Annotated in this window: 25 protein-coding genes and 5 pseudogenes; 20 read left to right on the top strand and 10 right to left on the bottom strand. The window is 38.4% G+C overall.

Annotated features, from left to right (window positions below; genetic code table 11):
* Positions 1 to 33: 33 nt before the first annotated feature.
* From A5N88_RS05590 to A5N88_RS05565, 6 genes are all read right to left on the bottom strand, one after another.
* Positions 34 to 834 (bottom strand): SDR family NAD(P)-dependent oxidoreductase, encoded by an 801-nt coding sequence (locus A5N88_RS05590; protein ID WP_066264012.1) that lies wholly within the window; start codon positions 832 to 834, stop codon positions 34 to 36.
* Positions 835 to 1,101: 267 nt separating this feature from the next.
* Positions 1,102 to 2,223: an NADH-dependent flavin oxidoreductase gene (locus tag A5N88_RS05585; RefSeq protein WP_066264011.1), complete on the bottom strand. Its 1,122-nt coding sequence runs from the start codon at positions 2,221 to 2,223 to the stop codon at positions 1,102 to 1,104.
* Positions 2,224 to 2,392: 169 nt separating this feature from the next.
* Complete coding sequence (locus A5N88_RS05580) at positions 2,393 to 3,418, bottom strand: LLM class flavin-dependent oxidoreductase (protein WP_066264009.1); 1,026 nt, start codon at positions 3,416 to 3,418, stop codon at positions 2,393 to 2,395.
* Between the two features lie 162 nt (positions 3,419 to 3,580).
* The gene (locus A5N88_RS05575) at positions 3,581 to 4,588 is read right to left on the bottom strand and encodes an LLM class flavin-dependent oxidoreductase (RefSeq protein WP_066264008.1); all 1,008 of its coding nucleotides are present in this window, start codon (positions 4,586 to 4,588) and stop codon (positions 3,581 to 3,583) included.
* 23 nt (positions 4,589 to 4,611) lie between these two features.
* Positions 4,612 to 5,577: a TIGR03571 family LLM class oxidoreductase gene (locus A5N88_RS05570; protein WP_083953048.1), complete on the bottom strand. Its 966-nt coding sequence runs from the start codon at positions 5,575 to 5,577 to the stop codon at positions 4,612 to 4,614.
* 20 nt (positions 5,578 to 5,597) lie between these two features.
* Positions 5,598 to 5,921, bottom strand: a complete 324-nt coding sequence (locus tag A5N88_RS05565; RefSeq protein ID WP_066270279.1) for an ArsR/SmtB family transcription factor — start codon at positions 5,919 to 5,921, stop codon at positions 5,598 to 5,600.
* Positions 5,922 to 6,179: 258 nt separating this feature from the next.
* Here A5N88_RS05565 and A5N88_RS05560 point away from each other — a divergent pair, with 258 nt between their 5' ends.
* The 9 genes and pseudogenes from A5N88_RS05560 to A5N88_RS05525 all read left to right on the top strand — a co-directional run bounded on the left by A5N88_RS05560 (position 6,180) and on the right by A5N88_RS05525 (position 15,118).
* Positions 6,180 to 6,467: a hypothetical protein gene (locus tag A5N88_RS05560; RefSeq protein WP_157090609.1), complete on the top strand. Its 288-nt coding sequence runs from the start codon at positions 6,180 to 6,182 to the stop codon at positions 6,465 to 6,467.
* A 655-nt stretch (positions 6,468 to 7,122) separates the two neighbouring features.
* Positions 7,123 to 8,124: a LacI family DNA-binding transcriptional regulator gene (locus A5N88_RS05555; RefSeq protein ID WP_066264006.1), complete on the top strand. Its 1,002-nt coding sequence runs from the start codon at positions 7,123 to 7,125 to the stop codon at positions 8,122 to 8,124.
* Positions 8,125 to 8,456: 332 nt separating this feature from the next.
* The gene (locus tag A5N88_RS05550) at positions 8,457 to 9,629 is read left to right on the top strand and encodes a Gfo/Idh/MocA family protein (RefSeq protein ID WP_066264005.1); all 1,173 of its coding nucleotides are present in this window, start codon (positions 8,457 to 8,459) and stop codon (positions 9,627 to 9,629) included.
* On the top strand, positions 9,626 to 10,597 hold the full coding sequence (locus A5N88_RS05545) for a sugar phosphate isomerase/epimerase family protein (protein ID WP_066264004.1): 972 nt from the start codon (positions 9,626 to 9,628) through the stop codon (positions 10,595 to 10,597). Before A5N88_RS05550 ends, A5N88_RS05545 begins: the two co-directional genes overlap by 4 nt.
* A gap of 62 nt (positions 10,598 to 10,659) precedes the next feature.
* Positions 10,660 to 11,955: an MFS transporter gene (locus A5N88_RS05540; RefSeq protein ID WP_066264002.1), complete on the top strand. Its 1,296-nt coding sequence runs from the start codon at positions 10,660 to 10,662 to the stop codon at positions 11,953 to 11,955.
* Positions 11,956 to 11,990: 35 nt separating this feature from the next.
* Entirely contained in the window at positions 11,991 to 12,284 is a 294-nt protein-coding gene (locus tag A5N88_RS05535; protein WP_066264000.1) for a putative quinol monooxygenase, read from the top strand.
* Positions 12,285 to 12,472: 188 nt separating this feature from the next.
* A pseudogene (locus A5N88_RS24160) lies at positions 12,473 to 12,652 on the top strand (ATP-binding protein); the annotation flags it as partial.
* Between the two features lie 376 nt (positions 12,653 to 13,028).
* Positions 13,029 to 13,850 (top strand): sugar phosphate isomerase/epimerase family protein, encoded by an 822-nt coding sequence (locus A5N88_RS05530; protein WP_066263999.1) that lies wholly within the window; start codon positions 13,029 to 13,031, stop codon positions 13,848 to 13,850.
* Positions 13,851 to 13,930: 80 nt separating this feature from the next.
* Positions 13,931 to 15,118: a levoglucosan dehydrogenase gene (locus A5N88_RS05525; RefSeq protein WP_066263997.1), complete on the top strand. Its 1,188-nt coding sequence runs from the start codon at positions 13,931 to 13,933 to the stop codon at positions 15,116 to 15,118.
* 868 nt (positions 15,119 to 15,986) lie between these two features.
* On the opposite strand, the gene A5N88_RS05520 is transcribed toward A5N88_RS05525, so the two are convergent.
* From A5N88_RS05520 to trxA, 3 genes are all read right to left on the bottom strand, one after another.
* Positions 15,987 to 16,703: an SDR family oxidoreductase gene (locus A5N88_RS05520; protein ID WP_066263996.1), complete on the bottom strand. Its 717-nt coding sequence runs from the start codon at positions 16,701 to 16,703 to the stop codon at positions 15,987 to 15,989.
* Positions 16,704 to 16,962: 259 nt separating this feature from the next.
* A complete protein-coding gene (locus tag A5N88_RS05515) occupies positions 16,963 to 17,481 on the bottom strand; it encodes a DJ-1/PfpI family protein (protein ID WP_066263994.1) in 519 nt (172 codons plus the stop codon).
* 243 nt (positions 17,482 to 17,724) lie between these two features.
* Positions 17,725 to 18,039, bottom strand: coding sequence for a thioredoxin (trxA, locus tag A5N88_RS05510; protein ID WP_066263992.1), 315 nt, complete (start codon positions 18,037 to 18,039; stop codon positions 17,725 to 17,727).
* A gap of 495 nt (positions 18,040 to 18,534) precedes the next feature.
* Here trxA and A5N88_RS05505 point away from each other — a divergent pair, with 495 nt between their 5' ends.
* Complete coding sequence (locus A5N88_RS05505; protein WP_232317531.1) at positions 18,535 to 18,975, top strand: OsmC family protein; 441 nt, start codon at positions 18,535 to 18,537, stop codon at positions 18,973 to 18,975.
* A gap of 507 nt (positions 18,976 to 19,482) precedes the next feature.
* Here the strand turns inward: A5N88_RS05505 and A5N88_RS05500 are convergent.
* Positions 19,483 to 19,611 (bottom strand): annotated as a pseudogene (locus A5N88_RS05500) (helix-turn-helix domain-containing protein); the annotation flags it as partial.
* Between the two features lie 166 nt (positions 19,612 to 19,777).
* Between A5N88_RS05500 and A5N88_RS05495 the strand changes: the two are divergent.
* The 10 genes and pseudogenes from A5N88_RS05495 to A5N88_RS24150 form a co-directional block, all read left to right on the top strand.
* Positions 19,778 to 20,419, top strand: a complete 642-nt coding sequence (locus A5N88_RS05495) for an alpha/beta hydrolase (RefSeq protein WP_066263990.1) — start codon at positions 19,778 to 19,780, stop codon at positions 20,417 to 20,419.
* A gap of 12 nt (positions 20,420 to 20,431) precedes the next feature.
* A complete protein-coding gene (locus A5N88_RS05490; protein WP_066263989.1) occupies positions 20,432 to 21,211 on the top strand; it encodes a DODA-type extradiol aromatic ring-opening family dioxygenase in 780 nt (259 codons plus the stop codon).
* Positions 21,212 to 21,257: 46 nt separating this feature from the next.
* Positions 21,258 to 21,665, top strand: a complete 408-nt coding sequence (locus A5N88_RS05485; protein ID WP_083953047.1) for a DoxX family protein — start codon at positions 21,258 to 21,260, stop codon at positions 21,663 to 21,665.
* 51 nt (positions 21,666 to 21,716) lie between these two features.
* Positions 21,717 to 21,893 (top strand): annotated as a pseudogene (locus A5N88_RS25770) (NAD(P)H:quinone oxidoreductase, type IV); the annotation flags it as partial.
* A 395-nt stretch (positions 21,894 to 22,288) separates the two neighbouring features.
* On the top strand, positions 22,289 to 22,684 hold the full coding sequence (spxA, locus tag A5N88_RS05480; RefSeq protein WP_066263988.1) for a transcriptional regulator SpxA: 396 nt from the start codon (positions 22,289 to 22,291) through the stop codon (positions 22,682 to 22,684).
* 27 nt (positions 22,685 to 22,711) lie between these two features.
* Complete coding sequence (locus tag A5N88_RS05475; protein ID WP_066263987.1) at positions 22,712 to 22,846, top strand: BA3454 family stress response protein; 135 nt, start codon at positions 22,712 to 22,714, stop codon at positions 22,844 to 22,846.
* A gap of 262 nt (positions 22,847 to 23,108) precedes the next feature.
* On the top strand, positions 23,109 to 23,537 hold the full coding sequence (locus A5N88_RS05470) for an RrF2 family transcriptional regulator (protein ID WP_066263985.1): 429 nt from the start codon (positions 23,109 to 23,111) through the stop codon (positions 23,535 to 23,537).
* 145 nt (positions 23,538 to 23,682) lie between these two features.
* A complete protein-coding gene (locus A5N88_RS05465) occupies positions 23,683 to 24,018 on the top strand; it encodes an IDEAL domain-containing protein (protein ID WP_066263984.1) in 336 nt (111 codons plus the stop codon).
* A 59-nt stretch (positions 24,019 to 24,077) separates the two neighbouring features.
* Positions 24,078 to 24,978, top strand: a pseudogene (mnmA, locus tag A5N88_RS05460) (tRNA 2-thiouridine(34) synthase MnmA); the annotation flags it as partial.
* Between the two features lie 642 nt (positions 24,979 to 25,620).
* Positions 25,621 to 25,884, top strand: a pseudogene (locus A5N88_RS24150) (tyrosine-type recombinase/integrase); the annotation flags it as partial.
* Positions 25,885 to 25,917: the final 33 nt, after the last annotated feature.

Here is a 25,917-nt window from a genome sequence, read left to right as displayed (position 1 = left end):
AGCCTTTTTTGTTTAAGTAAGAATTAGCTTAATTTATATACTCGCAACCGAACCGCCATCTACCCGAAGGTTTACACCATTAATAAAGGAAGCCTGTTCAGAAGCAAGATAAACAACAGCAGACGCTGCTTCATCAACTGTTCCAGGCCGTTTTACTTCGACATGTGGACGGTTTTCCCTTAAAAATTGTTGAGTCGCTTCTTCATAGGTTATATTCAGCTGCTTCGCATTATCTTTTAATAGATTTTCCAGCATTGGTGTCATGATAAATGCTGGTGACACAGTATTCACCAGAATTCCCTGTGCGGCATACGCCTTTGATAAGCTCTTTGAAAAATTGATAATTGCAGCTTTTGAAGCATTATAATGAGGCATAAACGAATCAGGCTGAAGCCCTGATTCCGATGAAATATTAATGATGCGTCCAAATCCGGCTTTTTTCATAAAAGGGATAACTGCTTTGGTTACGCGGACAGTCCCAAATACATTCACATCAAATATATGCTGCCACGCCTCTATATCCAATGTTTCAAAATCATCAAATCCACTGGCTATTCCTGCATTATTTACGAGTATATCGATTGATTTGAAGCGGTCGATTGCAGAGGAGACCAGATGTTCTACATCAGATTGTTTCGTTAAATCCGCCTGAACAGCAAGCACATTGCCTCCCAGCTTTTCAATTTCCGCTGCTGTTTCTTTTAATGCTTCTTCACCACGGCCACAAATTACAACATTGGTGCCTTCCTTGGCAAACGCGACGGCAATTGCTTTTCCAATACCTTTACTGCCGCCTGTCACGAGTGCCGTTTTATCTTTTAATCCCAGGTTCACTTTAGATCCAATCCTTTCTATGGGCGTCTATTGTTGATTATATATTAACAATATCTTCTAGTCATAAACAAATGATATGGCTGATTTTCTGCTCTACTACTCAATAAAGGAGGGAAACCACTAAGATGGTTTCCCTTTAAAATGTTCCGTCTAGTTTAGTATATGGTATATTCTTATACTTGCTGAGCAAGGACAATTATCATCAAGATTCCTATTTTTTGTTGAACAATTCAAGGAAGCAGAGATGGAATGAGATAAATGAACTCCTTATACAATAGGAAGCCAGCCAGGGATGCCAGTATAGTACTCCCACATTTTATCAGAAATAGCTAGTTCTTTTTGATCTTTTTTAGATAATGTTGTTCGGATTTTGTCTTCTTCACCGGCTTGTACTTTTTGTACCCACTGAGGTTCCATTATCAATTCCCTCCCTAAAGCGATTAAAGGTACACCTGTTTCAAATGCTTTCATCACTTCATCGGGTGTCTGCAGCATCCCAACACCCATCACAGGAACACGATCGCCGACACGTTCATGAATCATAACAACTCGGGATGTCTGATCGTTATCATCACGGATTGATCCGTTCCAAAAGCCGCCGACAGAAATATGGAGATAATCCAGGTCCTGGTCCGCTAACTTGTCCACTAATTGCAACGTGTCTTCCATGTTGATGCCAGGATTCTCTCTTTCTTCAGGCGATAACCGATAGCCGATGAGAAAAGGTTTTGTTGCATGGTCTGAAACTGCTTTTTTAACAGCGTCAACTACAGCAAGCGGGAAGGACATACGTTTTTCCAGCGTTCCACCCCACTTGTCAGTTCTGCGATTTGAGTGTGAAGAAAAGAATTGCTGAATCAAATACGTATTGGCACCATGGATTTCAACTCCATCATACCCAGCTTCGATTGCTCTTCTGGTTGCTTCCCCAAATGCTTTAATCATTTCATCGATTTCGTCTGCTGTCATTTCCCGAGGTACCACGGCATCGTCCCGTTCCGCTGCTACCGCACTCGGAGCAATTGGTTGACGATCGAGCAATTCTTCAGGCGGGCACATTCTGCCACCGTGAAAAATTTGTAAAATTGCCTTTGAACCTTTTTCCTGTATAGCTGTCGCCACACGTCTTAAACTAGGGATTAGGGAATCGGAATCTGCACCAAATTCACCTGGGAATCCTTTTCCATTCCTGGTGACGTATGTGCATGCGGTGATTACCGTTCCTACACCACCGGCACGTTCTTGATAATACGCAACTTCTTCGTCTGATACTTCACCGTTTTCATGTGCCGCCGTATTGGTCATGGGTGCCATGGTAATACGGTTCTTTATTTCAACTCCAGAACGGAAGGTAAATGGTTTAAAAGCAGCTTCATATTTTGGATTCATCTTTTTTTCTCCTTTTGTTTACATCAAGTTTGTTAAAGGGTTTTGCTATTTAGCAAACGGATAACATAGACTACAAAAATTTCTTTGAAAGGGCACTTTTTTATATTCTATTCAAAAAAATTTATAGAGATACATTAAAAGCCTGCCATAAGGATCGTCCATTTTTGACCTATTTTAGCTGAGTAATTTCTGCCAATATTTCATAGGAATGGAGGCGGGCCTTATGATCGTAAACCTGGGCGATTGCCATGATTTCATCGGCTTGGCTATCATCCAGAAATTTTTCCAGCTTTTCTTTTACGGTTTGAGGACTGCCGACAATCGAAGTTCCTAATTGATTTTCAAGGGCAGCTATTTCATAGTCGCTCGCTATATCATGAATATTATCCACTGGCGGCTGCAATGGGACTTCCTTCCCGCGCATCAAATTCAAGAACTGCTGCTGCAATGTTGTTGCGAGCCGCTCAGCTTCTTGATCTGTGTCGGCCGCAATGATGTTTAGTCCTACCATTGCATGCGGCTTGTCAAGTACTTTAGAAGACTTAAACGAACGGCGGTACAGCTGAATAGCCGGCAGTGTGCTATGCGGCGAGAAATGGCTCGCAAATGCAAACGGCAGTCCAAGCTCTCCTGCCAGCTGGGCACTGTATCCGCTTGAACCTAACAGCCAAATAGGTATGTTTAATCCCTCACCCGGAATTGCTTTAACATGACTATATCCTTGTGCCAGGGAAGGGTCAAAGTAATTCCGGAGCTCAGCCAGCTGCTCAGGGAAATCTTCTCCTGAACTTCTCAAGTCACGTCTTAATGCACGTGCGGTAAGCTGATCAGTGCCTGGTGCACGGCCCAAGCCAAGATCAATACGTCCTGGATATAATGATTCCAGAGTGCCAAATTGCTCAGCAATAACAAGAGGTGCATGATTCGGCAGCATAATGCCGCCTGAACCTACCCGGATTTTTGATGTACCTGCTGCAACATGGGAAATGACTACCGATGTTGCAGAGCTGGCGATAAATGGCATATTATGATGCTCAGCGAGCCAATATCGGTTATACCCCAGCTTTTCAACGAGCCGGGCCAGCTCCAATGTATTGCGAAAAGAATCAGCCGGCGTACTTCCATCTGCAATTGGAGAGAGATCCAGGACCGAGAATGGAATATTTGTAATTTGTTTTGTATCATTTTCAGGCATATGCTCATCTTCTTTCTTTAAAAATTTCGTTTCAAACCTATAAAAGAATTTACAGGTTGTTTTCTTTGTCTTCTTTTACTGCTTCAATCTAAATCACATTAATTTAACTGATTTAATATCTGCAGAAAACACATCTTTTATTAGAATTAGACTAGACACTGTTTAATTTACTGCAGCCTGAGCCAAAATTTCATAAGAGCGCAGCCGTGCCTTATGATCAAAAATCTCTGTATGAGCCATAATTTCATTAGCGTCAGTCCTTTCTATTAACTCATGGAGCTGCTGCTTCACACCTGCAGGGTCCCCGATGATAGAAGTGAAAAGCTGTTCTTCAACCGCCCTGCGTTCATTATCGTTCCAAAGCTCGTCCATATTATCAACAGGAGGCAAAATGGGCGAAGGCTGTCCGCGGGTTAATAAAAGAAATTTTTGATACATCGAAGTGGCAAGCCTTTGTGCCTCCTGTTTCTTATCCGCAGCCACCACTTGAACGGCTAACAGTACATAAGGCTCCTCCAAAAATTGAGACGGACGAAAATATTCCCGGTACCGTTTTATGGCCTCCAGCATGTTACCTGGAGCAAAATGTCCCGCGAAAGAGAATGGTAACCCAAGTATTCCAGCCAATTGTGCACTATAAGATCCTGAACCTAACAGCCAAATGGGCACATTTGTTTTTTCGCCGGGAATGGCGTGAAAGCTAAATGAACCATTCTTAGTGGCTGTTCCTGTACCATAAAGATATGCGATAAGCTCTTGAAGCCGGTCATCAAATTCAGGTTCACCAGCCACCCGCTGCCGCAATACATTTGCTGTATATTGGTCGGTGCCAGGTGCCCGCCCCAATCCAAGGTCGATCCGGCCAGGGAAGAAGGTTTCTAATGTTCCAAATTGCTCAGCCACGGAAAGAGGAGAATAATGGGAAAGCAGCATTGCGCCTGATCCAATACGCATTTTTTCCGTGATAGAGGCTACTCGTCCAATTACGATCGGGGATGCTGAACTCGCCATTCCTGCCCAATTATGATGTTCAGCAAGCCAAAACCGTTTATATCCCCACTGTTCTGTTTTCTTTGCTAGATCAAGCGTGTTTTGAAGGGAAAGTTCGGCTGATCCTCCCTCGACAATTGGGGAGGGATCTAGTACTGAAAGAGCTATTTTCTTTGTCATAATTCTTCCTCCTTTTATACAATTTAAAGCTGGCCTGTACCTTTATGGGTTGGAAAGTAGGGTAAAACAAATTCTCCAAGCTCCTGGATTACTTCCTCTGGAGGGCGCTTGGAAAAATACAGAACAAACGCCAAATGGTTGACACCAATCGCTTGAAATTGATGAAGTAGATCAACTAAACGGTTTCTTCCCACGGAATAGCCTAAGGGTATGGGGACAGGTATTTCATCGGGATTTTCCGATAAATCGATGAACAAGCTCTGAGAGAAGGGTTTAAAATCTCCTGGAGCATGAACTTCAGTTAAAGCACGATAATCCTGGATAAGCTGCGTCTGTTGAATAATGCTTCTTGGGTATTGAAGCCACCCATCCCCATTCCTGGCTATCCAATTGATAGACTGATTGCTAAATCCAGTCACCATGGTCGGAATCGAAGATACAGGCTTTGGGATTAACCTCATATCTGTACCATCGATCAGCCCGGCGTGGCTGTGGATTGTCGGCTGATCCTCTTTTAATAGCCGGTCGAGAATTTCGAAATTTTCTTTAAATAACCGACCGCTTTCTTGCTTAGATATCCCTAAAGCTGTAAAGTCTTTTTCCCTGTCCCCTGATGCCACTCCCATAATCAATCGACCTGGAAACAATTGATCGATTGATGCAGCTTCCTTGGCTACCCTGACGGGGTGGCGCAAAGGGAGAACTACACTTCCTGTCACTAACGCAATGTGCTTCGTATAGGCAGCAAGATACGTCAAATAAATCCATAAATCGTATTTTTGGCCGTTATCATCAATATTCAAATTCTGCATCGTAACATCACGGAGCCATAATGAAGCAAAGCCATGTTCCTCAATTTTACGGGCAAGCTCCAGCTGATTCTCCATAATCGGATTTTTAGACATCCTGGCAGTCGGGAGGACAAAACCAAGTGTCATTTTGTCTTTCTGGTACATGCTGTTATAGGCACGATGATTTTGAAAACTCACTCTTGGGCCTCCTTAAAAGGTTATATTTTTAAGCCTATATATTTTTCAAACTGTTTAATGGTTTCCTCATTGCGTCGATAATAAGTCCATTGTCCGATTCGTTTCATTTCCACCAGCCCGCTTTGCAATAATAGAGACAAATACTGGGAGGTAGTGGACTGTGATAGTCCTACTTTGCTGCGAATATCACTAACACAAACCCCGCCATCAAAGCCTTTTTCTTTGATGACATGGGCCTGCGGGGAAAAATTATTATCAGGTTCTTTTAACATTTGCAGAATATTTACTCTTATTTGATTTGATAGAGCCTTGAAAATTTCAACTGCCTGTTCGTCGTTTATCATATTTGATTCCCGATTCAACGCTGCCCGCCCCTTTCTGATCTTATAAAAATCAATTTTGCTTGGAATGCATATAACTAATCGAACAAAAGGATATTGATAATTTGCGATATCTCTATATTAATTTCCTTTATACCTAAAATCAAATTTTATGCTTTAGACAGGACTAGGAAACGGCTTTAAAGGAACTACACAAATTAGCTTAGAGAACAGGTGGAGGAAAGATTGCCCATCTTTTAAATGATTTGGGTTTATATAGCTTTGAAAAAACAAGACTTTAAAAGGATAGGTGAAGAAACTTCTGATGAAGATGATGTTATAGATAACGATACAATGTCTATGGATTCTGTTGCTTCGTTTTGGGATCCTTGTGAACAACGTTATGAAGCAGTCTTTTTTGAGTCAAAGAGACGAGCTAATAAACCCTCTCAGGATGATATTGTAAAATGGATTAACAAGTTTAGAAGTGCACAGGAATTTATAGAGGAAAATGATGAAATTCAACATAAATTATGTGCTGGAACAGGAGAGGAAGACATGCAATGTTAAAAAAGTATTCTTTTTTGGAAATATTTTATTACTTTGTTACTTTTAGCCATTATTAACTCCTATCTATTAAGACCTGTTGGAAGGGGGCGTATTTTTATTTCAAACTGTACATTTGCCCTTTGTCTCCACTGCAATTTGATCCAACTCAAAAACCGTATAAATTATAACCCTGTTGAAACCATGTGCTCCCTTATCAGCAAAATATCTGGGGATCTCAGCCGTTACCCTTTCAAAGGTAAGCCTAGTATGATGGAAGAGAACTATAATATCTTTGATTTTCAATTATTTGTTAATGACATGCACTGAACATAAATAGACGCTTTGGGGATCATCCGGACGATTTTTAAACCCATGCTGGAAGCACAACACTATATAAGGGAACATTGTATATGGACAGGAATGACTTAAAAGACAAAATCACTCGAATAGTTTATACATAAGTAAGTAAGTAAGTAAATAAGTAAGTTTGTTTGTGTACCAAGTCTTTTATTTTAAACTAGTATACAGATTTTTTTATTTATCTTACTATTATACAACTGATTTGTTATTGGCAAGGATTAATAGATTGTTAAATAAAATAATGAAGAACAATTGAATTCCTTTGTGTAATCGATTACAATATTCTTATCTAGGTTTACTGAAGGGGAAAGTATAAATGGTAAGAATTGCAGATGTGGCAAAAATGGCCAATGTATCCACCGCCACCGTCTCCCGGGTGATAAGCAATGCAGGGACGGTGAAAAAAGAGACAGCCGATAAAGTTTTGGAAGCCATAGACAAATTAAATTATAAACCCAATATGCTGGCAAGACAATTAAGGAGATTAGAAACCAAAACGGTTCTTGTGGTTATTCCTGACATAACGAATACATTTTTTTCAAATGTCCTCCGTGGAATTGAGTCTGTGGCAACTGCATACGGATACCAGGTGCTTCTTGGTGATGCTCAAAACATTGTTGAACGTGAGAGAAGTTATTTAGATAATTTAGGCCAGAGAAAAGCGGACGGTGTTATACTATTAACCGCCAGGACTGACCAAAAAGTGTTAGGGGAATTATCTGAACAGTACCCTGTTGTACTGGCATGTGAATACTATGAGGGTTCCAATCTGCCTACTGTTTCGATTGACAACATCAGTAGTGCCAGAAAGGCAACTGAATATTTAATTAGCTTAAACCATAAGAAAATAGCACATATTTCAGGACCCCTGAAAGTGGTGGTGGGCAGGGACCGTTTAAAAGGATTTTATCAAGCTATGGCTCATCATGGCCTCTCTGTTGATTCCCTTTTGGTTCAGGAAGGTGATTTTTCATATGAAAGCGGTTTTAATTTAATGAAGAAACTTTTGATGTTGGATGAACACCCTACTGCTGTTTTTGCTGCTAATGATGAAATGGCAATGGGGGCTATTAAAGCAGCTAAATCAAAAGGTATTAGAGTTCCAGATGATCTTTCCGTTATGGGATTTGATGATATTAAATTTGCCTCCATTTTTGAACCAGCCCTTACTACAATTGCTCAACCAACGTTCGAAATGGGGAAAAAGGCAATGGAACTGCTTTTAAAATTGATCAATAATGAAGAAATAGAAAAAGATCAATTTATGCTTGCCGATAAACTTATTGTCCGTGATTCATGCAGAGAACGGAGCAATTAATTTAGACAAGATGATGAGGGGGAGTCTAAAAGAATTGCCCCCTTTTACACTTTGAAGAAAACTGCCATTTCTAAAGTTTTCCAATGAGAAATTTAAAAAAATACAAAAAAGGTTGAATTATAGACTGTAATCGATTACAATTACTCATGTAACAAACAAAGAAGTACCGCAATTGTAATCAAGGTTGGATCAAATTATAGATTCATATTTTTTTAGATAAAAATGTAATCCATTACATTTTGTAAATAAAAGTTATTTGAATAAATTAGTAACCAAAAGTTTTTTTTACAATTATCTGTAATCGATTACAATTTTGTGAGGAGGTTCAAAAAATGAAAAAAATAAATGTCGGGATCATCGGAACGGGTTTTATTGGACCAACACATATAGAAGCAATTAGAAGACTTGGGTTTGTAGAAGTTTTGGCGTTGGCAGAGACAAGTCAAGAAGCTGCTGAAAAGAAAGCTGCCGATCTTGGTATTCCAAAAGCATATGGTGATTATCGGGAAATGCTCCGGGATGATGAAATTCAAGTGGTTCACAATTGCACACCCAACCATGTTCATTTTGAAATTAATAAAGAGATTATTTTAGCGGGAAAACATGTTTTATCTGAAAAGCCATTGGCGATGAACAGTCAGGAATCGGCTGAATTGTTAGCGCTTGCTAAAAAACAAGGGATTGTCCATGGTGTGAACTTTAATTACAGACAGCATGCAAGCGTGCAAAATTTACGGGAGAAGATCGCTAACGGTGACATAGGGACCGTAAATTTAGTACACGGAAGCTACTTGCAGGACTGGTTATTGTACGAAACAGATTTTAATTGGCGCTTGGCACCCGAAGTTGGCGGTAAATCACGGGCTGTGGCGGATATAGGTTCCCATTGGTGTGACACCGTTCAATTTATTACCGGCAAAAAGATTGTCGAGGTATTTGCGGATCTCGCAACCGTTATTCCAGTAAGAAAGAAACCGAAAGCAAACGTAGCTACTTTTGGTATGCAACACATTGAAGAAACAGAATATGAAGATGTACCAATCAATACTGAGGATTACGCATCTGTGATTGTTCGCTTTGAAGATGGCTCACGGGGAGTATTTATCGTTTCCCAAGTTAGTGCCGGCCGGAAAAATAGACTTAGCTTTGAAATCAATGGAAGCAAAAGCTCGGTCTTCTGGAACCAAGAAGAGCCGGAAAAATTATGGATTGGACACAGGGATAAGCCGAATGAAATTCTGTTGGCGGACCCGGCGCTGTTTGCATCGGCAGCTCAATCAGCAATCCATCATCCGGGAGGACATAATGAAGGCTGGCCTGATGCACTGAAAAATATGATGTTCAATTTTTATTCCTTTATTCGCGATGGCAAAGATCTGATGAAGGATAAACCAAATTTTGCCACTTTTGAGGATGGGCATATCTCCATGTCTATAACGGACGCCATTTTAGAAAGTAATGAACAGCAAAAATGGGTGAAAGTGGTTCAGGAGGTATTTGTATGAAACTAGGTGTATTTACTGTTCTTTATCAAAACCTGCCTTTCGAAAAAATGCTGGATAAACTCTCTGATATGGGGGTTGAGGCCATAGAGCTGGGAACAGGCAATTTTCCCGGTAACAGTCATTGCAACCCTGATGAATTGCTAGAAAGTCCGGAAAAAATAAAGTCATTTATGAGAGCGATTGAAAGCAGGGGATTAACAATCAGCGCCCTAAGCTGCCACGGAAATCCTCTTCATCCTAATAAAAAGACAGCAAAAGAAGCCCATGATGTTTGGAGGAAAACAGTTTTGCTGGCTGAACGATTAGAAGTACCTGTTATCAATGGGTTTTCCGGATGTTCGGGGGATCATGCGGGTGCGAAATTTCCAAACTGGGTGACATGTTCATGGCCTCCTGAATACACGGAGGTTCTCGAATGGCAATGGAACGAAGTTGTCATTCCTTATTGGAAAGAAGAGGCTAAATTTGCAGAAATCCATGGAATTAACCAAATTGCTTTTGAAATGCACCCAGGTTTTGTGGTTTACAACCCGGAAACGTTATTGAAATTAAGAGAGAACGTGGGACCAAGCATCGGTGCCAATTTCGACCCGAGCCATCTCGTTTGGCAGGGAATTGACTCGGTAGAAGCCATTAAAAAGCTGGGCAGAGAAAATGCCATTTTCCATTTCCATGCCAAAGATACTTATCTGGATCAGGCAAACATTAAAGTGAACGGTGTTCTTGATACGAAGCATTACAGCAAAGTTTTGGATCGTTCATGGACATTCCGCTCTGTCGGTTATGGTCATGATGAAAAAGCCTGGAAAGACATTGTCAGCACCCTTCGAGCGGTTGGATACGATTATGTTCTTTCGATTGAACATGAGGATATGCTTGCATCCATCGATGAAGGATTGATGAAAGCGATTACGTTGTTAAAAGGAACGTTGTTCAAAGAGCGATTAACAGAAATGTGGTGGGCGTAAGAACTATAGGAGGAATGTCTCTCCTATTTGCCCTAATATTTAAGAAAATAGAGGTGCTAAAAATGAAAACGGTAACAGTTGGGGAACGTAGTATTGGCGGCCTTCCAATGGGGGTTGTTTGGGGATTTGTTGCAACATTAATATTCATGGCCGGGGACGGTCTCGAGCATGCATGGTTATCACCATATCTTATTGAAAAGGGATTGACTGTTCAACAGTCTGCTACTCTTTTTGCAGTATATGGAGGCGTGTTGGCCGTTGCGTCGTACTTTTCTGGTGTACTCACAGAAATGTGGGGTCCCAGAAAAGTCATGATCATTGGAATGATTGCTTGGCTGGTTGGTCAAGTTCTATTTATTCAATATGGTTTAAAGCCAAACAATTACGCCGTTATGCTGCCAACATATGGGCTTAGAGGCTTGGGCTATCCTTTATTTTGCTATTCATTTTTAGTGTGGGTTACTTATCGCAGTCCGGATCGGATTTTAGCAACTGCTGTAGGACTGTTTTGGGCATGTTGGAGCGGTGGGCTTTATGTTGTAGGTAGTTTTTTTCCGGCCTTCATGCTGCCAAAGATCGGATATATCGGTCTGTTATGGAGTGCAGTGATTTGGGTGTTTGTTGGAGGTTTAGTTGGTGTGCTTGTTGTTAAAGATGATGCAATGGGACAAGCTGGCAATGGAAAAGAAAAGTTGAAGAGCTTAATAAGCGGTTTAACCATTTGTATGGAACAACCGAAAGTGGCAATAGGCGGCGTGGTCCGGATTATTAATTCGACAGGCATTGGTTCATTGCCAATCTTTTTCCCGCTGTACTTGAAATCTAAATATGGATTCACAACGGAACAATGGCTTCAAGTATGGGGAACCATGTGGTTTGCGAATATCATATTTAACCTTATCATTCCTTATATTAGTGATAAATGGTTGGGCTGGCGCAAAACGATTATGTGGCTTGGCAGCTTTGGCATGGGTGTAATGTTGCTGGTTTTGCTTTATACACCGCAAATTTTTGGAAGCAGTTTCTTGGCCTTAAATATTGTCGGGATCATCATGGGAATTGTTCTTTGTGGTTTTGTTCCGCTTTCTGCTCTGGTAGCTTCAATGGCACCTGAGAAAAAAGGTTCTGCGATGGCCATTGTAAGCTTTGGTGCGGGAATGTCCTACTTTATCGCACCGGCAATCGTTGGCGCTTTTATCGGACTCATTGGTGTTCATGGGGTTATGTGGATCTTCGCGGGCATGTACTTCCTTGGTACGGTACTAATGCATTTTATGAAGGTGCCTTCTGAAGAAAGAAAAACCGCAAAGAATGTTAGGTTGCAGAAACAAGCACGTCAAGGTCATACTGGTTTTTAGGAATTATTTAAATCTTTATCCAGGGGGAATATAAAATGATTATTATCCATGCATACTTCAAGGTCAATCCTCAGAATCGGAACGAATTCCTGGAGCTGGCTGAGATGGTAACGAATTCCTCGCAAGCAGAGGATGGCAATATTAGTTATCAATACTATGAAGCTCCGGAAGGTACCAATCACTTTCTCTTTTTAGAGAAATGGAAGGATGAAAAAGCAATACAAGAGCATGAACAAACCTCCCACTTTAAAAGTTTTGTGAAAGAAGTGGAAAAATTGATTAATGAACCGTTTAAAGCTGATTTATATAGTGCAACAGTAATAAAATAACTGGTTTAAGGATTAACTCAGCTTAGAGTTAATCCTTATTCGTTTAAATTAGAGTTGGAACTTAAAAAAACAATAACCAAAACCATAAGAAAACCATAAGGAAGGAATAGTATATATGAACCTGGAATTAAAAAATAAAGCAGCATTGTGATAGGCGGCAGTAAAAGCTTTGGTAAAACCATTGCAAGTTTTCCACAAAGGATCAAGGAACCGGATTAGGTTTAAGTGTTTGTAAAGAGATTATTCATCAGATTGGCGGCTCTATTAAGGTTGTTCGTTCTGAAGGGAAAGGAACTACCTTTACGAAGTACCTTCCTGTACCATGGGTGCTGAATTTCGGCATTCTCTTCCATATTCGAGCTATATGAAAAAAATGGAGGCATTTCCATAGAAATATTGGAAAACTATTTGCGACAATTTAAAGTAAAGGGTTGCATTTTGAGGTGTAATCGATTACAATATTTTTTGTAAGGGCGTACAAAATCCTTTGATTTTGTCAGATGGCATTTTATCTGACAAAAATAGAGAAAATCTCTTTAGAAAAAGCTGAATAACTGTACGATAAAATGTAATGGATTACATTTTGGTTGTTTCTTTTAAATTGCTAAAATAGAGTTAATTCACAACATCAAAAAAATTTTTATAATGTAATGTAATCGATTACTTTTATTAAGAGAGAACTCATTGTGGATTTTCTAATTTGAACGTTGGAATACTAAATTCCAACAGATATGGAGGTTTATCATGAAGTTAGGTTATCAAACAAATACCTGGGGGGGCGTAGTTGGACACCCGGCTGGAGTTACTTCAGTTAAGGACCTGTACTACCTTGCCAATGGATCAACAGAAGATGCATTAAAGGATATTGCGGAAGCCGGATATACAGGCTTTGAAATATTCGATGGAAACCTCATGCAATATAAGGACAATAAAGATGTATTTTTAAAGTTAATGAAAGATCATTCTTTAACATTGATTGGTGTTTATACCGGCGGGAATTTTATTTTCCCGGATATTTTGGAAGAAGAATTAATGAAAATTGAAAGTGTAGCAGCATTCGCTTCAGAGGTGGGTGCCGAGCATCTTGTTGTCGGCGGTGGTGCTGTGCGGACAAATGGCATTCTTGAAAGTGATTATACAGCGCTTGGTGACGCCCTTAATAGAGTGATAGAAATTGCAGAAAAATATAATTTGATTGCCAGTTATCACCCTCACCTGGGAACCAATGTTGAGGCTCCTGAGCAATTAGACAAATTAATGCCATTGACCAGAATCAATCTTTGCCCCGATACAGCACATATAGAGGCCGGTGGTGGAGATCCTGTGGCAGTCATCAGAAAATATGTCGACCGTATCAAATATGTCCATTTAAAAGATTATGAGAATGGCGAGTTTGTGCCACTAGGCGAAGGTCATCAAAAATTTGCTGAAATGGTGAAAGTATTAGAAGAAACAAACTATGATGGCTGGATTACGGTAGAGTTGGACAGCTGGCCAGAACCAAAACAAGGCGCTAACATCAGCCGCAAGTATTTAACCCAATTCGAAAAAGTAAACCAAGCTTAACATCTATTGGAATTTTTAAAAAGAAGTCGCAAATAAAGCTACATTACATCAAAAAGTTAATAAACGGGGAGGAAACTAAAATGAAAAAATTAAATGTTGGAATGATCGGCGGAGGCTTCATGGGGAAAGCGCATGCACTCGCATATGCAGGAATGCCAATGTTTTTTTGGCCGGCACCTGCGATTCCACATCGCCATACTATCGTAGATGTCAATGAAGAATTAGCAAAAGATGCTGCAGCCAAATTGGGCTTCGATAATTATTCAACAGATTGGAGAGCAGTAGTCAATGATCCTGAAATTGATATTATTGATATCGTAACTCCAAATAATACACATGCTGAAATTGCCATTGCAGCAGCAAAGGCTGGCAAGCATATTATCTGTGAAAAGCCTCTGGCATTAGGTGCAGAGCAAGCAAAGGAAATGCTGGAAGCAGTAGAGGCAGCAGGTGTTAAACATGCGGTAGCATTCAACTACAGAAGAACACCGGCAGTAGCTCTTGCCAAAAAGTATATTGAAGAAGGCCGAATTGGGAAAATCTTAAGCTTCCGCGGAACGTATCTTCAAGACTGGTCTGCAGATCCTAATTCACCATTATCATGGCGCTTCCAAAAGAAAATTGCCGGATCCGGTGCTTTAGGGGATATCGGAACACATGTGGTCGATTTTGCACGTTATCTTGTGGGTGAAATTACAGAAGTGAATGCGGTTGCGAAAACTTGGATTCCTGAAAGACCAATTCAAACCGGCGGAATCGACAAATTAGGAACAGTTAAAAGCGGCGGGGCAGATGTATCAAAAGGTACTGTTGATGTTGATGATGAATTCATTACTATGGTTAAATTTGATAACGGTGCCATTGGAAGCATCGAAGCAACACGTAATGCATGGGGACGCAACAACTTCCTAACCTTTGAAATTCATGGTGAAACAGGTTCTTTATACTTTAACTATGAACGCCGCGATGAGCTTCAAGTTTGTTTTGCAGATGATCCAAGCGATGCAAAAGGCTTCAGAACAGTTTATACAGGACCTGCAACTCCATACGGTGAAGGATTATGGCCAATTCCTGCACTAGGTATTGGTTATGGCGAAACAAAAATCATAGAAACCTATGATTTCTTTAAAGCAATCGTAGAAGATACACAAGCTTCGCCAAACTTCAATGATGGCTACCAAATCGAAGTCATTGCAGATGGAATTCTTGAATCATCTAAAACAGGCCAATGGGTGAATCTCAATAAAAAAGTGGCAGCTGTAAAATAAGAAATTAGCTAAATAGAGGGCTTCTGACGAGTGAAACAAAAGTCCTAAAAATGAAAACGTCTAAATTATGACATTTACAATTAGATATTAAGTACTTTTGTTTCAAAATTAATGATACAGAAGTACTTAATACCTTGTAAAGATCTTAATGTAGTAAATGATCTCTGTTTATTGTTTGCGATTTAACAACCTTATTTAGTTACAGAAATTTTTATTGGAAAAATAAGGGACGTATGTAGAAGGTTAGGGTGTTAAAGAAAAAAATATCCTTACATACATCGTAATAAGTTATATAAATACTCAAATACAAAGGGTATTGATAGTTAGCTTAGCTTTTTAGAATGATTGCCATATAAAAATAGTCTCTATTGCTTAGAGGCTATTTTTTTATTTTTTTCTTAGAAATAAATATCTTGTTTTCATATTTTCCCCTCTCGGTACATACTTTTCCATATTTTAATTTATAGATTAAGAGGTTATTATAGAAGAATTATGGAGTGCTCCATTATGTATCAGAGGGATTATCTATTGGTGACCTTTTATAGTGCCAACCTGTCAACGGACGTGATATAAGGACGAACAGATATATCAGGTCATTTGAATCAGATTTAAACAAGTAATGGGAGGAGAAAGCAATGGACTATAGGATTATATTTTTTGATGTAGACCGGAACTATTACCCATCATAAGGATTTTTTCATGGTCACGTAAACATATTTTCATCATTTCTTTCATATTTCACCTTGTTTATCTTGAAGTGCAATTCTTCATTTATCACCAATTATTGGGGAATTGGGTTATTAAATAATAAAAAATGTGGCTATACATTGTTGTAGTATAGCCACAAAAATAACATTATTATGCTCACTTACACCAAGTGGGCCCCGCCATCAATAAGAAGCACAGTACCAGTTGTAAAACCATTTTTCACTAAGTACACGTAGGCTTCAGCAATGTCTTCAGGCTGTGCCACGCGATTAACAGGTAACTGCTGTGCAATGTTGTTGTATAAATTTTGTCTTTGCTCGTCAGGCATTCCTCCATAGAGTGGGGTGTCTACAATACCAGGTGAAACAACATTTACCCGTATAGGGGCCAGGTCTACTGAAAGCCCTCTAACCAATCCATCGATCGCTGAATTGATCGAAGCAAGTGTCGTTGCCCCCTGTGGTGGACGGATTCCATAAACACCAGAGGTCAATGTGATAGAACTGGTATCATTTAAGTACGGAATAGCAGCACGAACGGCTAAGTACTGCCCCCAAAACTTACTATCAAACGCTTCTCTAACATCCGCAACAGGTAAGTCACTAAAATGACCCATTGCACCTTCACCTGCCGTAACGACAAGGTGATCAAAATTCCCTACCTTTTTAAAAAAATCAGCTAGTTTTTCTTCACTGCGAAAATCAATATTGTATGTTTCCACATTACCACCAAGTACATTCTTTGCCTCGGATAGTTTTGCATCAGAACGACTTGCAACAATGACTTGTGCAGATTCATCAAGAAATGCCTTTGCTGTGGATAATCCGATACCAGAAGTACCTCCTATTACGACCACACGTTTTCCTTTTAATGACATTATATGACCCTCCTTAAAAAATTCTTTTTAGGTTGTATCTGAAAACAATATTACATACTACTTTTAGTGAAAATAATATAAACCAACGCTTCATTATTGTATTTTGCTAATAGTTTTATCTCTTCATGATTGAATGCCGGGATATCATCTGGAAACCGGCTCAAAAACTTATTATTCTCAGGAAAAATGTTTATATTTAATGAAAGGAGTGGGTTCGAAGCCACTTCCGAACCAAACTCTATCCAACTAAAATGTAGAACTAACGTAATGCTTTAACAAGGGCTTTTCCAAATTCTTTCGCACCTTGTGGACCATCGCCAGTAATAATATCATCATGAGCAACAACATGTTGTTCAACATATTTAACGTCAATAGCTTTCAATTCGTTCTTTTGAACATCTACTGGATAGCAAGTTGCTTCTCTTCCAGAAAGCAAACCAGTTTTAGCAACTGTAACAGCCCCTGCACAAATTCCTGTTACAAGAACTTTCTCATTGTAAGCTTGCTTCAAAAAGCCTTGTAATTCTTGATTTCCCCATAAATGATCATTTGTACCGGATCCTCCAATTACCGAAACAACATCAAATTCTGTGGGCGATACGTCTGAAAAGATAATCGAAGCAGTTGCTTTCCCATCATAGTCACCAGTAATTTCACCTGCCACGGTGCTAGCAATGGTTACTTCGACTCCTGCATTTTCAAGCTCTTCTTTTGGTTTGAATAACTCATCTTCATTAAAACGTTCTGGCGGTATAATTAATAGTGCTTTTTTACTCATTATTTTTTCCTCCTAAAAAAAGTTTTGTTGATAACACTTTTTCATATATTCGTATTTTTACCTGTGGCTGTTAACAATTTCAGCTAATATTTCAGCGAGCTGTACAAGTTCTAGTGTGTTGCGAAAAGCATCATCTGGAGACCTTCCAACGAACAATCGGTGAAAGGTCTAGCAATGAGAAGGTAGATCAAATACTTTTTTGTATGCTCAGATATAGATTCATCCTCTTACTAAAAGTCTGTATTACATATGCTTTGAAATTATTTCTGTCAAAGCTTCTTTTGGATACAACCCGATAACCTTATCTACAGCCACTCCGTCTTTGAAAAGAATCAACGTTGGAATGCTCATGACTCCAAACTTTCCTACTGTTCCTGCGTTTTCATCTACATTAAGCTTGATAATTCTAACTTTGTCACCCATTTCACCATCGATTTCCTCCAATACAGGTGCTATCATTTTACAAGGACCACACCATGGAGCCCAAAAATCCACTAAAACTAATCCCTCTTTAATTTCAGTGCTAAATGTTTGATCTGTTACGTGTGAGATAGCCATTATAATATCCTCCAATTTATTCTTATAATTTTAATAAAAGTATTTTATAAGGCATACAAAAAAATCAGAATTACCCTCCTTCTTAATGTAATAAAAAAAGTTACAGTTTGTTTTTTGTGAAATATACTGTAATAAAATAGTTTACAGTATAGACATTACTAAGCAAAGGCCAGGTAAATGTCCTAACAAACTAAACTATTTTAAAAGGCACTTTTCAAATTGATTGCTTCCTGTTCAAAAGGAATTACTGTAATTTTAATGTTTACAGTTTATGAAGTCAAGAAAAATTAACTCGACATTCTCAAATGCCACTATAGTGGGTATACACCGATGAAAAGTTCGCATCGCATTTTGCGTTTTTCACCTGAAGCAGATTTTGTTTATTGTTTAAGATAATGGAAAACTCACTTCATAATGTATTCATGTTTGGAAAACATAAGTGGGTATTGGTTAGTCAAATAAACATTATTTTAAAATATCTGGGAGGTATTAAAAGTGGCAAAAGTACAAATGAAGGTTTCCGGAGTTACTGAAGGGCTTACTTCAACAATTCATGCTGGTACGCATACATTTTATGTGGATGAACCCGCGGGGCAAGGTGGGAATGACAAGGGACCCAATCCGCTTCAAACAGTCTTAGGCGCATTAATTGGTTGCGAAAATATCATTGCAAACATGGTAGCCAAAGAAATCGGGTTTGAAATGCAAGGGCTTTCCTTTACTGTGAAAGGGGAACTTGATACAAGTGGTCTTATGGGGGATCCAAATGTACGCACTTATTTTCAAACAGTCGACATTTCTGTTGAAGTTAAAACGAGTGAATCGGAAGATCGCATAAAAAAACTGCAGGAGATCACTGATAAACGTTGCCCAGTGTATAATACATTGAAAACCGCAAACGTTGAAATCACGACAAATTGGAAAAAATCCATGTAATTTAAATAAATAGCTATTGCAAAACTAATATATGGGAAACAAGCAGGGGGAGGGGAATCAACCATTAACTAAAGCATTCCAAGATGGATTGAATGGCATTACAACCATTTAGGAAGATGTATAAAAAGGGGGATTATTCATCTGCTCAAATTCTTGCAGGGAACCTTCATGTTGAATTTTCATTCTGCCATACTCCCTCTATTGAAAGCCAAAAAAGGAAATACTTTTGATGAAAATATTCATTCAAAATACGATGAACTGCAAGATGCGGTTACAAAACAACACCAAAATTGTAGAACTCATTAAAGTGAATCGTATAATCTTGATACCGTTGCAAAAATTTTTGGAGATTCGATAAAGTAATAAAGCACGAGGGCAAGTATTAAATATTGAGTTGCTACGGCAGCTTTTTTTTATGTGAAAGTAAGATTGGGAAGAAGTGTACTTAGACTATAGAATGCTATGTTCAATAAATTTTCCATAATTCGGAAAAAATGGACTATTTTCAGCAGGGGAGGTGTTGTTGTTTTCAACATTGCTGATAAATCCCTTTGAAAGCCCAGTTCCCTCACACATTTGTGCAATCGTTATGTCATTTCTGTTTATAATGGCACGTATTTTAGAACCAATATCCATGCTTTTCACCTCAATAGTTTTCTAATACATAACTTAATTTCATATCAACAAAAAAATGTTGACATACCATATATGCTTTTGGTATTCTTCAGAAGAACAATAATTCATATAAGAAAACTTTAGAAATTTAACCATTTTATTTTTTACTGACAAGGAGGTTTTCCTAATGGAATCACCAATGATTTACGAACTTCGCCGTCCTAAGAATGTTGTACCTGGAAAAAAGTATCCTGCATTGTTTGTCATGCATGGTATAGGAAGTAATGAACAAAATATGTTCTCACTCGTGAATGGTCTAGAGGATTTCTTCTATATCTTAAGTGTAAGGGGGCATCTGACCCAAGAACCAGGTTTTGCCTATTTTACGATCCAAAGCTATGGAAAACCTCATCGAGAAGTATTTGATGAGGGAATCAATCGATTAGCTAAATTTATTGATTATGCATCGGCAAATTATCCAATAAATCTAGAGCAATTATACTTGATGGGCTTTAGCCAAGGCGCGATTGTTTCCATGACATTAGCTGCCACTCTCGGTAACAAAATTAAGGGGGTGATAGCACTTAGTGGTTACATTCCTCAATTTGTAAAGGAAGAATACATGATTAACCCTGGCGATCATTTAGCTGTGTTTATATCACATGGTGAAAATGATCAGGTCCTGCCATATGAATGGGGAAAAGAAAATGTAGATTATTTTACGAAGCTTGGGGTTTCCGTGACTTTTAAATCTTATCCGGAAGGGCACACAGTATCCGAAAAAAATCTGCGGGATTTTCAATCATGGATTTTAAAAGATTTAAGATAGGAGGAAATAGTGATGATGCCATCATTCTTTATCGCTCATGGCGCGCCGTTACTTGCCATTGAGAATAATAATTATACAAAATTTTTAAATCAATTAGGTCAAGACCTCCCTCGCCCAAAAGCGGTTGTTTTGTTTTCTGCTCATTGGGTGTCCGAAACTCAAATGGTAAGCCGAGTCGATCAGTACAGCACGATTTATGATTTCGGAGGGTTTGATCCATCTCTTTACACGATCCAGTATCCTGCTGGAGGCAACCACGATATAGCACAAGAAATAGAGGAACTGCTCACTAAAAATGGGATTTCTTTTCAAAATGAAACCACTCGCGGTCTTGATCACGGGGCATGGGTCATTCTTCGGATGCTTTATCCGAATGCGGACATCCCAGTGATTGCCATGTCGGTGAATCCGATGCTTGCACCGGAAGAGCAATATAAAATCGGAAAAGCTTTATCGGTATTAAGAACGAAGGATATTTTAATCATCGGCAGTGGAGGAACCGTTCATAACTTAAGAGCCTTAAAACCGACGGACAATGGAGAGGCTGATTCATGGGCAGTTGAATTCGATGATTGGTTATCGCAATCATTACAAAATTGGGATTTGCCATCTTTATTTAAATACGCTTCACTGGCTCCTAATGCTCAACTTGCCGTACCTCCATACGGGAACGAGCATTTTGTGCCAATCTTTTATGCAATGGGAGCTGCAGACAATGATCGAAAAGCGACTTTACTTCATCGCAGTTTCCGATATGGAAACCTCAGTCACAGCGTATGGCAATTTGGTTGATATTAAAGGACTTTATTAAAAATAAAATCTGAAAGGTAGATGAAAAATGATGTCACTTTATTCACGATTTTCCCCATTGACTCTTCGTTTGGTGTTTGGAATTTTATTTCTTATTCATGGGGTATCAAAATTTAACCAAATGACTGTTACAGAACAATTTTTTACTAAGATTGGACTCCCGGCCGGTGTAGTTCCCTTCGTTGCGTTAATTGAAATCATTGGAGGTATATCATTATTAATTGGATATGGAAGTAGAATATTTGCTTTTATTCTTGCCATCGATATGCTGGTTGCGATTTTTGTAGCGAAATTAAGTATGGGCTTTGTAGGTGGATACGAATTTGAACTCAGTTTAATAGCAGGGTTGGTCTCCATCGTATTAAGTGGTCCAGGAGCATTTTCTTTGAAAAGTGCTAGTTCTTCCAGGAAAGTATCGGGAGTAACAGCGAAGTAAATTTGACATGTAGTATAGATCGATAGTAATTGAGAAAAATGAAATCATACTGTCGCTGCTCCTGGTTATACAGATCCTGTTACATTTGGAGCTGGGGGAAACCCGTATGGAACAAGTGTCACAGTTGAACAAAATGGTAAAATGATTGAAGATGTTCAAGCAGCTGTAAAACATCAAGCAAAGCGTACAGTTACAGTTGCACAATGGATAAAAAAAGCTAATCAATAATCAATATTATATAACAGAGCCAATCGACAATGTTCGATTGGTTTTTTTGGACCTGCTTCTGTTGAAACATATTTTTTTACTAGGAAGCTAAACAAAATTGAAAATCCGATCTAAAAAAGGAAATTGATAAAGCAATAAATATAATTTTTCTCTTATCCAACATGAATATTATTGAATTATCTTCAGAATCTGAAGCATGTTATATTAAAGGTAATGCTGGATTATTTCAACAAGTTCTTGTTAACATCTTAAAAAATGCTACTGAGGCAATGCCATCAGGGGGAACTCTTTAGATAGATATCTAATCCATAAAATTACAGTTGACTTTACGAACTGTAACATTTAAATTTACAGTATAGAAATGAGCTGGATAATATGAAGGAGTGTGTATAAGTATGGTTAATCTGTATATGACACCAAGTTGCGCTTCTTGCCGAAAAGCAAAAGCTTGGCTTGAAGAACATCATATTGAGTATATTGAAAGAAACATATTATCCAATCCCCTTACAGTCGATGAGATTAAATCAATTCTTCGCTTGACTGAAGATGGGACTAATGACATTGTTTCAACTAAATCAAAAACATTTCAGGAATTAAATGTAAATATTGAATCTCTTCCGCTTAATGAATTTTATAAATTAATAATCAAGTACCCTCACATGTTGCGCCGGCCAATTATCCAAGACGAAAAAAGATTACAGGTTGGATATAACGAGGAAGAGATCCGCAGTTTTTTGCCTCGTAGGCTTCGTACATTTTCGAACGTCGAATGGCAAAAAGTGGCCAATTAATATTATTTCGGAAGGAGGAAGAAAGTGATGATTGAAGTATTCGTTACAGTTAATTATAAAGATAAAAATCATCAAACTAATGTCATTGTAAATAAAAAAATGACATGGGAAAAAATTAAACAGTTAGCAGAAGAACAAGTTAAAAAACAATGGGATTTTTAAACTTACTTATACAAAAATTTCAAACCGCGCAAATTTGTTTACGCACCTTTAAGGAAGAGAACGTGATTCGTAAAGCTTTACAGGACGCTTGGAACTCCTGATTCATGGTTAAGAGTTGATACAACACTTTTAATTAGATACTTGACAAGGTAAACTGTAATATTTATTATTACATTATGCTGATTGATTTTAAAAAAAGATGCAGAAGCTATATTTAAAGCAAAAAGGTGATTAGCTGTGTTGATTTCTAAGGAGGCAGGACATGAATAGTGATTTTACACTTGCCATTCATAGTTTAACTTATCTTGCGTTGCAGCCGGACCGTATGTCAACAAGTGATGCTATCTCAGAGAGTGCTGGTGTCCACCCGGTACGCATTCGTAAAGTGCTAAGCTTGTTAAAAAAACATGGATTTATAAAATCAAAAGAAGGAACCGGCGGCGGATTTATTTTTACTTTAGACCTTAGTGAAGTGAATCTTTGGGATATATATATGATAACTTCTGAAGGTGCTCTGCAGCCTAAGTGTCCAGATTCAAATGAAAAGTGTATTGTGGGCGCGAATATGAAAAGAGTATTATTTGCAATTTTCTTAGGTGCGGAAGAACATTTGGGTGAATATTTAAAGAACTATACAATTAAAGAAGTTGTTGATCTTATAAATCAAGAACAAAATAGCGGCTGTGACTGATGGCCGTAGACTTCTTTTTATTAAATGTAATAAAAAACATTACAGTTTTATTTAGGTGATATATCCCCGATCACTGTAGCTTAAAAAGAGGTTCTTTCTTGGGGACATTCATAAAATACAAAATAGCTTAAGAAGGTGAAAAAGGATGTTGACGAATGGTAATTCCGTTTTGAAAACAGGTGATTGGATTAAGGGAAAATTAAGGGATGGGCAATTAATAATTGGTTATATTGAGTCACAGAGTATTCTCGATGGAGTTGTTAAAGTAACGGTTGCTACGAGTGATGACCGTGAAGCGCTTGGAAAAACAATTTCGATTTTAAGTAAAAATGTTAGGAAACTGCCACTTTCTAAGGCGGTAAACAAGAAACAAATTCTATTTCTAATAGACTTGGCATTATCAACGGGGGATGAAGAATGGTTTATTGAGCTTTCTTCCAAGTTAAACTCAATCAATCAACTTGTTGAAGGAGTGCATTAAACCTTATACAAATATATATAGATTTTTTAAAGTAAATTTGGAAACTTTCTTTTTCGTGAAAAATTTGCGATTACCTAGGAATTCCAAACTATGCTGTTAATTTTGAAAAACGATATTGGGACCACGTTTTTACTTATTTTTTAGAGGAATATAAGGCTGGCCGAACACCTAATCCAGACGTCATGTGTAACAAAGAAATTAAATATAAAGCCTTTTTAGAGCATGCGATTAACCTTGGAGCTGATTATGTGGCAACAGGTCATTATGCTCAGGTTGTTTATCGTGATGGGGAATACAAAATGCTTCGCGGGCTTGATCAAAATAAGGACCAGACCTATTTTCTTAACCAATTATCACAGGTCCAGCTTAGCAAAGTACTGTTCCCGATAGGTGAACTTGAGAAATCCAAAGTTCGTGAAATTGCCATGGAAGCAGGCCTTGCAACTGCAACGAAAAAAGACAGTATCGGAATTTGCTTCATTGGCGAGCGGAATTTTAAAGATTTCTTAAGCAACTATCTTCATGCTGAAACTGGGAAGATGGAAACCATTGATGGTGAAGTTAAGGGTACGCATGATGGATTAATGTATTATACTATTGGCCAACGCCATGGGCTGGGAATTGGCGGTTCAGGAGAACCCTGGTTTGCGGTCGGCAAAGATTTAAAACGTAATGTTCTTTATGTTGGACAAGGGTTTCATCATGAAAAACTATATTCTGATTCTGATTCCATTATCGCTGACAAAGTCAGCTGGGTATCCAATATAGAGAAACCAGAGGAATTCGAATGCACAGCGTCAAGAAGATCATAAAGTGACTGTCCGCCTTTTGGAAAATGATCAAGTACAGGTGCTTTTCCATCAGCCAATAAGAGCGATTACACCGGGACAATCGGCTGTATTCTATCAAGGAGAAGAATGCCTTGGCGTTGGCACGATTGAAAAAGTATTCAAAAATTAAAAATGATGAAAGACTTACCTGTGCTGGGTAAAACTGGGATGCTGACTCAAAGGGTCGTTAAAAACGACTTTATTGAGTCAGTTTTTTTATTAGGATTTCATGTATATTTTTGGATATCGAAAAATAGAATTGGGTCCCGAATATGGCTGATTTTAAACTGAGCATATAAGCATTTAATATGGGATTTAGCTGAAAAGTTCGAAGAAGAAGTGGACTATATTTCAAAGTTAATACATAAAAAAAAAAGAATAAAAACTTAAATTATCAATCTATTGAATAAAAGTAGCTCAATAAAAAGATCAGGTAAAGGAGTATGCGGGTATAGAAAGGTTGACACAAGAAGAATTTATAATAAAAAGTTTAAGAGAGGCCGTTCAAGGAGAAAGGTGAGAGTGAGCCTCTAAAAGCTTTTGTTCGTTTACAAAAGTTAAGTTTTCACCGTTTTCTTTTATGGCATATCGAAATGCGTCTGTTGTATTCTCAAAAAAAGGGGATGTATTTCCCTATAAGTTACCTTGTAACTGAATACTCTAAATGTTTTTTATGGCATGATTGACTAATGGATTTTCCTTTTCCTAGGAACAATTCGTTGCATAACTCTTTCACAGAGTGAACATCAAAAAGAGTACCATATACATCAGTGTGAGAAAGAAACCGGCTAAAAGCAGGGGAATGGATCCTGAAGAAAAGTACCGGCGAGATCGAGCCATCATTTATTTGTTGACGTACGCTGGTTTAAGGGTAGATAAACTATCCAATTCAAAGTTAACCGATTTTGACATGGAGTTAAGGCGAATTCGAATTCTGGGGAAAGGACGAAAACTTCGGACGGTACCCATATCCAATACGTTGTGGCAGGAATTGTACGACTGGTTAATTTTTAGAGCAGAACAAAAAAGAAATCCGCAACCGTCTTCAGCAAGGAGGACCTGAAACAGT

This window comes from Heyndrickxia acidicola (assembly GCF_001636425.1).
In the GTDB taxonomy this organism is placed as follows: domain Bacteria; phylum Bacillota; class Bacilli; order Bacillales; family Bacillaceae_C; genus Bacillus_AE; species Bacillus_AE acidicola.
Note: the sequence above shows the minus strand (reverse complement) of the source record. Positions and strands in the feature narration are given on the sequence as shown.